11 protein-coding genes are annotated in these 12,636 nt (G+C 70.2%); 4 read left to right on the top strand and 7 right to left on the bottom strand.

Going from position 1 to position 12,636, the window contains the following annotated elements; genetic code table 11:
- The first annotated feature begins 102 nt into the window (after positions 1–102).
- Positions 103–492 carry a MerR family transcriptional regulator gene (locus tag OG943_RS45370; RefSeq protein WP_328607044.1) on the top strand — a complete coding sequence of 130 codons (390 nt, stop codon included), beginning with the start codon at positions 103–105 and terminating at the stop codon, positions 490–492.
- 152 nt (positions 493–644) lie between these two features.
- Positions 645–1,880: a glucuronyl hydrolase gene (locus tag OG943_RS45365; protein WP_328607043.1), complete on the top strand. Its 1,236-nt coding sequence runs from the start codon at positions 645–647 to the stop codon at positions 1,878–1,880.
- A 256-nt stretch (positions 1,881–2,136) separates the two neighbouring features.
- On the opposite strand, the gene OG943_RS45360 is transcribed toward OG943_RS45365, so the two are convergent.
- The 4 genes from OG943_RS45360 to OG943_RS45345 all read right to left on the bottom strand — a co-directional run bounded on the left by OG943_RS45360 (position 2,137) and on the right by OG943_RS45345 (position 5,457).
- Entirely contained in the window at positions 2,137–3,495 is a 1,359-nt protein-coding gene (locus OG943_RS45360) for an HNH endonuclease signature motif containing protein (protein WP_328607042.1), read from the bottom strand.
- Between the two features lie 151 nt (positions 3,496–3,646).
- Positions 3,647–4,099 (bottom strand): DUF4396 domain-containing protein, encoded by a 453-nt coding sequence (locus tag OG943_RS45355; RefSeq protein ID WP_328607041.1) that lies wholly within the window; start codon positions 4,097–4,099, stop codon positions 3,647–3,649.
- Between the two features lie 254 nt (positions 4,100–4,353).
- Entirely contained in the window at positions 4,354–4,995 is a 642-nt protein-coding gene (locus tag OG943_RS45350) for a DUF305 domain-containing protein (RefSeq protein ID WP_328607040.1), read from the bottom strand.
- 57 nt (positions 4,996–5,052) lie between these two features.
- Complete coding sequence (locus tag OG943_RS45345) at positions 5,053–5,457, bottom strand: hypothetical protein (protein ID WP_328607039.1); 405 nt, start codon at positions 5,455–5,457, stop codon at positions 5,053–5,055.
- Positions 5,458–5,627: 170 nt separating this feature from the next.
- On the opposite strand from OG943_RS45345, the gene OG943_RS45340 reads away from it, so the two are divergent.
- Complete coding sequence (locus OG943_RS45340; RefSeq protein ID WP_328607038.1) at positions 5,628–6,644, top strand: autoinducer 2 ABC transporter substrate-binding protein; 1,017 nt, start codon at positions 5,628–5,630, stop codon at positions 6,642–6,644.
- Here OG943_RS45340 and OG943_RS45335 read toward each other — a convergent pair.
- From OG943_RS45335 to OG943_RS45325, 3 genes are all read right to left on the bottom strand, one after another.
- On the bottom strand, positions 6,641–8,299 hold the full coding sequence (locus OG943_RS45335; RefSeq protein WP_328607037.1) for an esterase-like activity of phytase family protein: 1,659 nt from the start codon (positions 8,297–8,299) through the stop codon (positions 6,641–6,643). The two genes, OG943_RS45340 and OG943_RS45335, sit on opposite strands and share 4 nt — an antisense overlap.
- 91 nt (positions 8,300–8,390) lie before the next feature.
- Positions 8,391–9,668 (bottom strand): DUF6923 family protein, encoded by a 1,278-nt coding sequence (locus tag OG943_RS45330; protein ID WP_328607036.1) that lies wholly within the window; start codon positions 9,666–9,668, stop codon positions 8,391–8,393.
- Positions 9,669–9,673: 5 nt separating this feature from the next.
- Positions 9,674–10,435 (bottom strand): bestrophin-like domain, encoded by a 762-nt coding sequence (locus OG943_RS45325; protein WP_328612341.1) that lies wholly within the window; start codon positions 10,433–10,435, stop codon positions 9,674–9,676.
- A 509-nt stretch (positions 10,436–10,944) separates the two neighbouring features.
- Between OG943_RS45325 and OG943_RS45320 the strand changes: the two genes are divergently transcribed.
- A complete protein-coding gene (locus tag OG943_RS45320; RefSeq protein ID WP_328607035.1) occupies positions 10,945–12,357 on the top strand; it encodes a family 2B encapsulin nanocompartment shell protein in 1,413 nt (470 codons plus the stop codon).
- Positions 12,358–12,636 lie beyond the last annotated feature (279 nt).

Here is a 12,636-nt window from a genome sequence, read left to right as displayed (position 1 = left end):
AGGTTCAAGCGGTTGTCTCGCAGGTCACACCCCATGGCGTCACGGAAGCCCGGGCTGATTCGCGCGTAAAGTTCGTGTCGTAACCGGGCCAGGGAGCAAACAATGCGTATCGGGGAAGTCGCCGAGCGGGCCGGGGTGAGCGTGCGGGCGCTGCGCTACTACGAGCAGCAGGGCCTGCTGGCCTCGACCCGCACCAGCGGGGGCCAGCGACGCTACCCCGACGACGCCGTCACCCGGGTCGAACTGATCCAGCAGCTCTACGCGGCCGGACTGTCCAGTCCCACCATCAAGGACCTGCTGCCCCATGTGGACGCCGGCGAGAGCACCCCGGCGTCACGCGCCCGGCTCCGCGCCGAGAAGGCCCGGCTTGACGCGCGTATCGCCGAGCTGCAGCACACGCGTGACCGGCTTGAGGCCGTCATCGACGTTTCGCAGGCGCCGAACCCGCTCTGCCCGCTCGTTGTCGACGACGAGTCAGCGCTCACGCGGTAACCCCGCGAAGGGCCAAGAATGGCGAGTTCACATCCGTGAACAATTCACAACCGTGAATAGCCGATTCGGCGGGTGTACAAGCACGTGTCGGTCGTGTAAAACTTTGCCGACCTTCCCGTGATGCAATTCCCCACTGTGAATGGCGGGCCCCCGTGAGCGTTTCCCGGCGAACCCTGCTGACCACCGCGGCCGGTGCCGCGGTGGCGGTGACCGCGAGCAGCACCATCCCGGCAGTAGCCTCCGACCAGGCGGTATCCCATTCGGCGAGCCAGACGGAGACGTTCCGCGCGGCGGCGGACTACGCGGTGCGGAAGCTGCGCGCGGTGGCACCGACCGTCACGGCCTTTCCGACCGGGACGAAGTTCGAGAAATGGGCGTATTCGCAGAATGGCGACTGGGTCGGCGGATTCTGGCCCGGCACGCTCTGGATGGCGTGGCTGCACTCCGGCGACGAACAATTCCGCACGCTCGCGCTCGCTTCGGCGGAAAAACTCGCGCCGCGGCAGACCGACACCAGCACCCACGACCTCGGTTTCCTCTTCTACCCGTCGTGGGTCACGGCGTGGCGAATCACCGGCGACGACAAGTGGCGGGCCGGCGCGGTCAAGGCGGCTTCGTCGCTGATCCAGCGCTACAACCCGAAGGGCCACTTCATCCGGGCCTGGGGCGCGCTCACCGACCCGAAGGACGCGGGCCGGATCATCATGGACACGATCATGAACCTGGACCTGCTGGACTTCGCGACCCAGCAGACCGGTGACGGCAAGTACCTCGACATCGCCGTCGAGCACGCGAAAACGGCGCAGCGCGTCTTCCTGCGCCCGGACGGCTCCACGCCGCACGTGTTCGACTTCGACCCGGCCACCGGCGCCGAGATCGGCCCCGGCACCGTGCAGGGCTACAGCCCCGCGTCGTGCTGGTCGCGCGGGCAGGCCTGGGGCATCTACGGTTTCACCACGATCTACCGCCGCACCGGCGACAAGCAGTTCCTCACCACCGCGCGCCGGCTGGCCGACTACGCGCTCGGCGCGCTGACGCCGGACCACGTGCCGGTGTGGGACTACCTCGCACCACAGGCGCCGAACGACATCAAGGACGCCTCCGCAGGCGTCGTCACGGCGTGCGGCCTGCTGGACCTGGCGACGGCCTCGAAGCAGCCGAAGTACCGCGACGCGGGCCTGAAACTCCTGGAGGCAACGGCGAAGACCTGCCTCACCACGAAGTCCACCCGCGCCGACGCCGTCGTCGCCCGCTGCACCCGCAACCGGCCGTCCGAGGACGGCATCGAGGTCTCCCTGCCGTACGCGGACTACTACCTGCTCGAAGGCATCCTGCGAGTGCTCAAGCCACGCGAGCTGAGCCAGGCGATCGACCTGTCCAGCGTCTGACCGGCCCTGAGGAGGTCCGCCGGTCACCCAGCCGCGCGGGACGCGCTCTCTCATAGCTGCGGCGACCGGGGTCGGCTGTTTCCGCGGTGTGGCCTTGGAGTGGCATGCATGGTGGCGTCGCGTTGGGCCTTTCCGGTCGCCGTGGGCAGTGGGCAGGGTGCTGAGGGCCGCGGGCGCCGATGAACGGCGGCAGGTCGCCGTGGACGTCCTGGCTCCCGGTGGTGGGGTTGGCTGCCGGTGGGGTTGGCTCGGCGGTTCATTGCGTCCTCGTGGGTGTCTGCGAGGGGTCGGTTGTCCGTCCGTAGTGGATTCTCCGGTGCCAGGTGTGCTGGGTCGGTCGGTGGCGTGGTGTCGTGGTGTCGTGGATGTGGTTGCGTCGGGGTGTGCGGTGGGGGTCGAGCCAGGGTGGTGGGAGGAATTCGGGGATTCCGTGGTGCATCTGGATGGTCCAGCCGCTGTGGTGGATGAGCCGGTGGTGGGTGGGGCAGAGCAGGACGAGGTTGGTGAGGTCGGTGGGTCCGCCCTGTGCCCAGGGGATGACGTGGTGGACGGTGCACCATTTCGGGCTGCGGTCGCAGCCGGGGTGGGCGCATCCTTTGTCGCGCAGGGTCAGGGCGTGGCGTTGGGTGGGGGTGGCCAGTCGGGTGGTGCGGCCGAGGTGCAAGGGCTGGCCGTCGGTGCCGTAGATGGCGGGTACGACTTTTGCTTCGCAGGCGTGTCGGCGTAGTGCGTCGGGGGTGCCGATGCCGGGGGTGGTGGACAGGGTGTGGGTGAGGCGGCTTTCGAGGTCGGCCAGGGTGACGGTCACGATCATCACGGCTCGTTCGCCGCCTTGCACGGCCAGGTCGTCGCAGCGGGCGGCGAGTTCGAGGATGTCGGCGAGGGCGTCGCCGCGGCGTTCGGCCGTGCTGCGCGGGTCGGGGCCGTGGGTGCCGGGGTGGGGGGTGTCGGGGTTGGGGCGGGGTTTGGCCAGGGGGCCGAGCAGGCCGTCGAGGACGGCGGTGGTGTCGGGGTCGAGTTCGCCGGTGAAGCGGGCGCTGCCGTCGGGGCGGTGGGTGATGTGCAGTCGTCGCGTCGGGTGCAGGTCGCGGCGTTGCCGGTCATCGGGTGGGGTGGTGTGGTCGTCCCAGTAGGCCAGCAGGCGTCGTCCGGCGGTTCGCAGGGCTTCGGGGGCTGCGTGGGTGGCCAGTGCGATCAGGGTGGCTTCGTCGGTGGCGCGGGTTTCGGCGTCGATCGCGGCCGGGCAGCCGGCGAACAGGGTCACGATGATCTGGACGTGTTCGCGGTTGATCACGCCGTCGGCGAGGGCCTGTCCGGTCGCTGCCAGCGAGGCTGGTTGTGGCGTCCCGGTTGGTGAGGTGGATGGTGTGGTCGCGTGTGCGTGGGCGATCCGGGTGGCGGCCTCGCGGGACGAGATCCGCAGCGTCTCGCGCAGCAGCGCGGTGGTGTCCTTGAACCCCAGCGTCTTGCCCAGCCCTCGCCGCCCGGCCTCGCCGACGAGGCCGAGCATTTCCGCCTGACCGCGGCGCAGTTTTTCCTCGCACGCCAGGAGAAGCGTGGCCAGTTCCGCATCCGGAAGCTGCCACACCTCGCGGGTGCCCGTGGTGGTACTCACCCAGCAAGAATACCGGCGAATCGAACGTATGGTCGTCACCCACATGGCTACACGTCGTGGTGTGCATCCCGTACCGCAGGACGCAAAAGGGCTGGACCGGACTTCGCGGGAGGCGGCCTTTTTCCCATAGTGGCGCCCAATGTCGAGCGCCTCAGTGGTGACCGTGGACGACGGCGTGCCCCCGGCCGCGGCCGATCATCCACTTGTTCACCGGCACCGTGATCACGAAGGCGACCGCCAGCGAGATCAGCAGCGACAGCCAGAACAGCAGACTCGCCAGCCCGGCGTCCATCGCGCCGGGAATGGCGACCACGACGGTGTTGTCGACGATCTCCATCACCGCGATCGACACCGTGTCCGCCGCGAGCGCGACCTTGAACGCGGCCGCCGGCGCCAGCCCGGACTTCAGGACCCCGCGCATGGTCAGCCCATACCCGAAAACGAACGCGAGCACGATCGACAGCACCACCGTGGCCGCATTGTGCAGCCCGAACACGGTGCCGAGGACCATGCCGAGCACCTCGCCGATGGCACAACCGGTGAGGCAGTGCAGCGTCGCCTGGGCCGCGGTGGACCAGGACGCGCCGTGCTGGTGTGTGGTCATGAGGTTGACCATACCCCTATGGGGTATTTGTTGCAGTGCGTGGTGAGACGAAGCACGCCTGGGTCGCGAGGTCTGGCTGGGCTAGGGGCAGAGCCGGACTTCGTGGCGCAGCGGGTCTGGTGACGGACCGGTGGCGGCTTCATCGCGGCCTGGCCCCGGCTTGGTGACGGCTTCGCGGAGTCCGGATCGAACTCCGCGAAGCCGCTCCCCGCCGGGGTTTCACCGAGGCGGCCGCCAGGGGAAACCACTCGAAATCAGCTGCCGAGCAGGGACTTCATCGTGGCGATCTCGGTCTGCTGGGTGTCGGTGATGCGCTGGGCCATGGCCTTCGCGCCGGCGTCCTGGCCCTGGGCCAGCTCGGTGCGCGCCATGGTGATGGCGCCCTCGTGGTGCTGGATCATCAGCTCCAGCCACTTGCGGTCGTAGGCCTGGTCGCGCAGCTGATCCAAGCCCGCGGTGTCGACCATGCCGGACATGGGCGCACCGGACGTGCCCGGCGCAGACGTGCCCGGCATGGGCGCACCGGACGTGGGCATGCCAGACGGGGAAGCGCCGTGGTCCATGCCGCTCATACCCCCCATGCCATCCGCGGTGGCAGCCGGCGCCGCACCCCAGGTCTTCAGCCAGCCGGTGAGCTGGTCGATTTCGGGCTGCTGGGCCTGTTGGATCTGCTTCGCGAGCCCGATCACCCGCTGGTTCGCGGTGTGCTGCGGCACGGGCGCGGCCATCTCGACGGCCTGCCGGTGGTGCGGGACCATGCCCTGCGCGAAGGCGACGTCCGCGGCATTGTGGCCCGGCTGCGAGCCCGGTGACGAGCCTTGCTGCGAGCCCGAGCACCCGACCAGTACAACGGCGATCACGGGCAGCACGAAGCCCGCCAGGAACTTGCGTTTCATGGTTTCTCTTCCTCACTGGGTACGGCGAATCAAATGGACACGGGAAACCCGGTCCACTCAGATCCGCAGCACGCAGGAGGCGGTGAGGAGTTCTCTGCCGCTCCGCCAGGGCGGTGGTCGCGCGCCGCCCGCCGAGCCCGGCCGCCCCGCGACTGCCGGACGTCCTCGCCCAGCCCGCCACGCGAGTGCGACGGCCAGCAGCAGTCCCGCGACAGCCAGCAAGACCGCCAGGCAGAGGTGCAGCATCGAGTGCGACGCACCGTCCATCCCGGCCGGTGCGGCCGTCTCATCCGCGTGGGACGCGTGGGTCATCGAGACACCGGCCACCGCACAGTCCGGCGCCGCCACGTGGTGCATGGTGACGACGCCCAGGACCACCGCGCTGAGCAACAGCCAGCGCGCCAGGAACGCGGCCGGGACCCGAGCGGGGCCCGGACCGGGAGCAGCCGGACGGAGTGTCATCGCAAACAGACTAACCCCATACCCCGAACGGGTACCAGGTGCGCCGTCGTCGCGATGAACTCACTTCAGTAACCCTTTGCACACAACCGGTTGACCCCCGTGAACGGTCTCCCCTACCTTCTGCCTGCAGGTCTCCACCGTGCAGACCGTGAGCAGAAGGAATGGTGGGGATGCGAGGGCCGACGAAGACGCTCGTGCTGGGCGTCGTGGCGCTGCTCGGGCTGGTGGCCATCCTCGTGGGCTGCTCGAGCGGGCTCGGGCAGGCGCCGCCGGACGCGCCGGTCAAGATCGCGTTCGTGCCGAAGGTCGCGGGCATCCCGTACTTCGACGCGATGAACGCGGGCGGGCTGAGCGCGGCGCAGCAGCTGGGCGCGCAGTGGATCACCCGCGGGCCCGCGACGGTCGACCCCGCGGCGCAGACGGCCATCCTGCGTGACCTGATCACCGAGCACGTGAACGTGATCGCCGTGGCGCCCAACGACCCCGCCTCGCTCGCGCCCGTGATCGCGGACGCGCGGGCGCAGGGCATCCACGTGCTCACCACCGACACCGACGCGGCGGGCTCGCAGCGTGAGGTGTTCGTCAACCAGGCCACCGCCGACGGGGTCGGCACCGCGCTGGTCGACGCGCTGATGGCCAAGACCGGCGGCGCCGGCAAGTTCGCCATCGTCTCGTGCGGGGCGACCGCGGCGAACCTCAACGCGTGGACCGCCGTCGAGAAGGCCTACACCGCGGAGCATTACCCCAAAGCACAGATCGTCGATACCGTCTACGCCGGCGAGGACACCGCAGCCGCGACGACGCTCGCGAAGCAGGTCCTCATCCAGCACCCGGACCTGACCGGGCTGATCGGGCAGTGCACCACGGCCGCGCCCGGCGTCGCGCAGGCCGTGCGCGACCAGCAGAAGATCGGTCAGGTGTACACCGTCGGCGTCGGCACGCCGCAGACGATGAAGCCGTACCTGCTCGACGGCTCGTCTTCGATGTCGGTGCTGTGGGACGTCGAGGCACTCGGCTACCTCACCGCGTGGACGGCCGAGCAGCTCGCCCAGGGCAAGCCGCTCGGCCCCAGCAACAACGTCAGCCTCGAACTGCCGACGGTGAAGTACGACGCGACCGCGAAGACCATCCTCCTGGGCGACCCGCTGCGGATCACCCAGGACAATGTGGACCAGTACAAGTACTAGCGGACGTCGATCGTCACGGTCGCGGTGCTGGTGCGCGCCGGGAGCTTCGTGGTGTCCACGGCCAGGTACTCGCCGTCGTCCGTCCGGCCGTCCGGCAGCGTCTTCGGGTGCAGGGTGTACGGCGCGGCGCTGTTCGCCACCCCGTCGATGCCGAAGTCGTTGTCGTTGCTGATCACCAGGGTCCGGCCGCCGTCGGTGGTCGCGACGCCCTCCACCTTGTCGTGGCCGAAGAAGCCGCCGGCCGGGTCGAGGTTCGTGACCAGCGCGCCGAGGTCGACGTACAGCTTCTTCGACACGGGCCGCACGCCCACCTTCGCGAGATCCTTCACGGCCTCGTCGGTGGTGTCCTTGCCGACGTAGGCGTCGATGCTCCGCTGGTCGTCGCCGACGAGCAGGCCGCCCTTCGCCGCGTCGTACGGCGCGTCCTTCACCTTCTCCCCCGGCCCGACGTCGGTCGCGCCGGTCAGGTCGATCTCGAACAGCTTCTTGTACGCGCCGGGCTCGAACGCGCCGTCGCGCTCGTCCACGAGGAACTTCGTCGGCGACAGCGCGGTGATCTCGCTGACCGCCGTGCCCGTGTCGTCGGGGTTGTCGAGCAGGTAGAGGTACTCGTGCGTCGCGCGCGTCTTCAGGTCGACGGTGACGATCCGCAGCGTGGTGACGTTGCCGGGCTTCTTGGTCAGGTCCGGCTGCTGCAGCGCGGACTGCATGATGCCGACGAGCGTCCGGCCGTCCGGGGTGACGGCGAGGCCTTCCATGCCCTTGTTGGGCACGCGGTACTTCAGCTCCTTCGGCAGCGAGCCGTCGAAGGGCGAGAGCCGCTCGATCGCGCGGCCGTCGGCGCGGAAGTGCGTGATGAACGGGCCGTACTCGTCCGACACCCAGAACGTGCCGTCGCGCTGGGCCACCAGGCCCTCGGAGTCGTAACCGCCGGGCGACGCGGGCAGCGGCTTGCCGTTGAGGTCCATGATCTTCTCGCCGGTGTCGGCGCTGGTGCTGACCTGTCCGTTGTACGGCGTGCCGTCGGCGGCGCGCAGCGGGATCTTCTTCTCCAGCACGGCTTTCCCGTCGCGGAGCCGGAACCGGCCGATCGAGGGGTCGAACGCGGGCAGCGGCTCCACTTTGGACCCGTCAGGGGCGTCGACGTTGGGGCCGCGGTCGGTGAGGCCGTAGAACTCGCCGGGCGCCCCCGGCACCGGCGTCAGCGCGGAACCGTAGGCGCCGCCGGTGAGGGGCACGCCGCCGATCGTCGCGAGCGGCGGCAGGTCCGTCGGGTACAGCCGGACGGCGTCCGACGCCGTGTAGGTGAAGGTGTCCTGGCCGTGGAAGCCGGGCGCGGGGGTGTAGCGGAACGCACCGTCGGCGCCGATCGTGAGGGAGCCGTGCGCGGGCGCGGTGTGCCGGACCACGGAACCTCCGGAGGCCAGTGTTTCGGTGCCGGGCCAACCGCGGGAGCCGAGCGCGTCGTTGCCGAGCACGCCGTCTCCGCGGACCTGCAGGGTCTGCCCGGACCGCGCCCGGTAGTGGTCGTCACGGGCGGTGGGCTGGTGGCCACTGCCCGAAACCGGGCCCGGCACCGAACCCGACGCCGTGCCCGTCGCCGCCAACGGCAGAGCGAGCAGCCCCGCGACGACCCCGAATCTCACGCGCTTCATCCGTGTTCTCCTCCTCCGGCGTCGAGCGACGCCGGAGGAGGAGTCTTCGCGGCCGAGTTGGACGGTGGCCGTCTTCGAGGCGAAACCCGGGTTAACGGCCGCGTCTCACATGCCCGACGGCGGCACCCGTGCCGAGCACCAGGATCAGTACGGTCAGGCCCCAGCGGCGCTGCTCCTTGACGTGGGCCGCGGTGTTGTCGACCGGTGCGGAGCTCGGCTTGGGCTTGGGCCGCCCGGACGGCGTCGGGCTCGGAGCGGGGGGCTCGGCCGGCGCCGGCGCCGGGGACTCGGACGGCGTCGGGGTGTCCTGCCGCGGTTCCGGCGACGGCTGCTCCACGAGCACCGGCGCGTCCGGCGGCGGAGGCACCGGGGGCAACGGCAGTGGGGCGGGCGTCGGCGTGGGGCTCGGGGACGACGGTGGTGGCGGAGGCGGGCTCGAAGAGGACGACGGCGGCGGGCTCGACGACGACGGAGGTGGCGGCGTCGAGGAGGACGGCGGAGGCGGTGAGGACACCAAGCAGCCCGCCGCGTCGGAACTGACCAGCGGCGGGCCGGTACCGATCTCCACCGCCGGACCGGAACCGTCGAGGGGAAGCCGATACGTGACGCTGCGGTAGCCGATCCGGTTCGCGGTCGCGTACAGCGCGTTGTCCGGCCCCAGCACCACGGCCCCGTACGCGCTCGCATCAGGGAAACGCAGTCCTGGCAACGGTTCCACGTGCCCGGTCCGCGGGTCGATCGTGACCACGCGGCCGTGGCCCGCGAACGACATGGAGACGCCGTACAGCAGTCCGGTCGCCGGGTCGTAGGCGAAGTCGTCGACGCCGGAGGACAGCACCACGGGACGCAACTGCACGCGGCCGGTCACGGTGAGGTAGTCCGGGCTCGCCGGGTCGATGTCCACTGTGTACAGATTGTTGGCGCGCTGCAGGTACCAGGTGGTGCCGTCGATCGCGCCGGCCGTCGCGCCGGTGGCCCAGCTCCACCCGCCGCGGCGGCCCTCGCGCCCGACCGGGCCGAGGTCGGTGACGTCCCCGGAGCGAGAGATCTCCACGGCGTGGGCGCCGTCGTGGAACAGGCCGTGGCGCGGGGCGTCGGCGACGCCGTACACCATGTTCTGCTCGGCGGAGTACGCGATCGCGTTGAGCGCGTAGCCGGTCTCGCCGAGTTCGCGGCGTTCCCCGGACGGCAGGGTGATGCGCACGGCCGACGACGAGCCGGGGAGTTCGTTCTCCACCTGCAGGATGTCGCAGGTGGAGTCCGCCGCGGCAGACGTCCGGCCGGGCGGGCTGAGCAGGCCGGACACGGCCAGCAGCCCGGATACGGCGACGGCGGCGGCCAGCGCGGGCAGGAGTCGGGCGTGGCGCACGGCGGTCAGGAAAGCCGCGCCAGCGCGGAAGCGAACGCGTCCGGCTGGATGTTCGCCCCGCCGGAGAACGGGTTCTGCAGCTGGAAGATCGCATACAGCAACAGGGCGATCGTGCCGGCCAGGGTGGACACGATCACCAGGTGCGCGGCCATGCGCGTGCCGCCGAAGAGGTTGGGCAACAGCACGGAGATGAAGCTGCCGAGGATCAGCGCGAACCACACGACGGAGCCGACGCCGCTGGCCGCCGAGGCGGTGAGCCGGGCCTGGCGCGCCTGGTAGACCTGCCAGAGCTGGTTCGCTGCCTCGGTTTTACGGTCGTTCGCCCAGTCGTCGCCGGCCTGCGCCCCCGCGATCGTCTTGCTCAGCTGGCTGAGCTGGTTCCAGCCGGTGTCGGGCATCGCGCCGCCGTCGGCGAGCCGCGGCCATTCCTGGCGCTGGACCGTGGTGGCGTAGGCCGAGGCCAGCTGATGGACCTTCGCGCCGGTGTCGCCGGGCAGCGAGTCGGCGGCCCAGCTCATCGCGACGAGGCCGTCAGCCTCGGTGTAGGAGCCCGCGCGCGCGGTGCTGACGTTGTCGAACAGCGAGATGAGCACAAAAGCGACGAGCACGGCGTGCAGGCCGCCGACGATGGTGAACACCTGCCCGGCCGCGTCGTTGTTGTCACGACGACCTTCGTCCCAGCCGAAGCGCCTTACCAGGTAGCCGATCACCGCCGCCAGTACGGCGGCACCGACCACCCAGAAGATCCCGGTCAGGTAGACGTTCATCCGCACCCTTTCACCCTCGCACCGCTGTCCCGCGTCACCATTCGGCGAATGGGCCCGGACGGGCTCCGCTCAAGCTAGTCAGGTGAATAGGGGGCGACAAGGCGAGTCTCTCCTTTTCCATCGAGTGGCCCCAGTCGGCCCTGTGAATCGCCGGAACGGAGCAATCGGAAGCGGTCACGGCCGCCTCGAAGCCCCGCTCCACCCTGGGAAAGTACGGCGATTTCCCCGAATTGTTCCCGACCGGGTGACGCCCTCGGACCGTCGGTGACGAGCCACCGGACCGGAAAGATCATTTCCGAAATAACGCTCCGGCAACGGTCAAAAAATGTCCGATTGTTGTTCGGCAAACAGGTGAACTAGTTCCAGGAACACGATCGTGTGATTGTCGGGTCCAGTCGGCTTGATATGTTCATTCCGGTGCGCCGATGCGAGGTAATCGCAGAACAAAGACGATCTTCATTTCACCCCGAGCTTCCCTGCCCGAAAATCGACGATAGGTGGTTTTCGCTGTGACCGTCACGGACCCCGTGGACTCCGCGAGCCCGGAACAACCGTTACAGAGCCTCAGCCGGGCCGCGGCCCGCACCCTCGCGACGACGACCAAGTCCGTCCCGCAGATGCAGGGGATCTCCTCGCGGTGGCTGCTCAAGCTGCTGCCCTGGGTCGAGGTGTCCGGCGGCTCGTACCGGGTGAACCGCCGGCTGAGCTACTCGGTCGGCGACGGCCGGGTCACCTTCACCAGCACCGGTTCCGAGGTGCGCGTGATCCCGCCCGAGCTGGGCGAGCTGGCGCCGCTGCGTGGCTACGACGACGAGGACGTGCTCATCGAGCTGGCCGGCCGCTTCGTGCAGCGCGAGTACGCGCCGGGCGACGCGCTGGTCGAGTTCGGCCACCAGGCCGACCAGGTGTTCCTGATCGCGCACGGCAAGATCAGCAAGATCGGCACCGGCGCGTACGGCGACCAGACCGTGCTCGGCACCCTCGCCGACGGCGACTACTTCGGCGAAGGCGTGCTCACCGCGGACGACGGGATCTGGGAGTACACCGCGAAGGCCATCACCGCGTGCACCGTGCTTTCCTTACCCCGCAACGAGTTCCAGGGTCTGCTGGACCGGTCCGAGACGCTGCGCGCGCACCTCGAGACGACCGCGGCCGGCGCGGCGGGCGCCGCCAACGACCACGGCGAGGCACTGATCGACGTCGCCTCCGGCCACGACGGCGAGCCGCAGCTGCCCGGCACGTTCGTGGACTACGACTCCGCGCCGCGCGAGTACGAGCTGAGCGTCGCGCAGACCGTGCTGCGGGTGCACAGCCGCGTCGCGGACCTCTACAACCAGCCGATGAACCAGATCGAGCAGCAGCTGCGGCTCACCGTGGAGGCGCTGCGCGAGCGCCAGGAGCACGAGCTGGTCAACAACGGCGACTTCGGCCTGCTGCACAACGCGGACTTCTCGCAGCGCGTCTCCACCCGCACCGGCCCGCCGACGCCGGACGACCTCGACGACCTGCTCGCCCTGGTGTGGAAGGACCCCGGGTTCTTCCTGGCGCACCCGAAGACGATCGCCGCGTTCGGCCGCGAGTGCAGCCGCCGCGGGATCTACCCGGACGCCGCCGACTTCAGCGGGCAGCACGTGCCGGCCTGGCGCGGGGTGCCGATCCTGCCGTGCAACAAGATCCCGGTCACCGAGACGCGCACCAGCTCGATCCTGCTGATGCGCACCGGCGAGCAGGCGCAGGGAGTGGTGGGGCTGCACCAGACCGGCCTGCCGGACGAGTACCAGCCGGGGCTGAACGTGCGGTTCATGGGCATCAGCGAGCAGGCGATCATGTCGTACCTGGTCAGCGCCTACTACTCGGCCGCCGTGCTGGTGCCGGACGCGCTCGCGGTGCTGGAGAACGCCGAGATCGGCCGCGGTGACTGAGCATGGCCACCCCGACCACGCCGCCGCGCCCGGCGGAAGCCGAACCGCCACGGCCTGGGGCGCCGCTTTCGGCGCAGCACCGGCAACCGCCGCCACGGCCCGGCCAAGCACCGCTTCCGCCGCAGCACGGACAACCGCCGCGGCCTGGCCAAGCACCGCAGCCGCCGCAGCACGGGCCGGTGCCACTGCCGCCGTCGGTCTTCGGCCCGACCGGGCTCGGCACCACCGCCGCCCGGATCGTGCCGAGGCCCGCCGGCGCGCGGCCGCCGGAAGCCCCCG

Source organism: Amycolatopsis sp. NBC_00345, from assembly GCF_036116635.1.
In the GTDB taxonomy this organism is placed as follows: domain Bacteria; phylum Actinomycetota; class Actinomycetes; order Mycobacteriales; family Pseudonocardiaceae; genus Amycolatopsis.
Note: the sequence above shows the minus strand (reverse complement) of the source record. Positions and strands in the feature narration are given on the sequence as shown.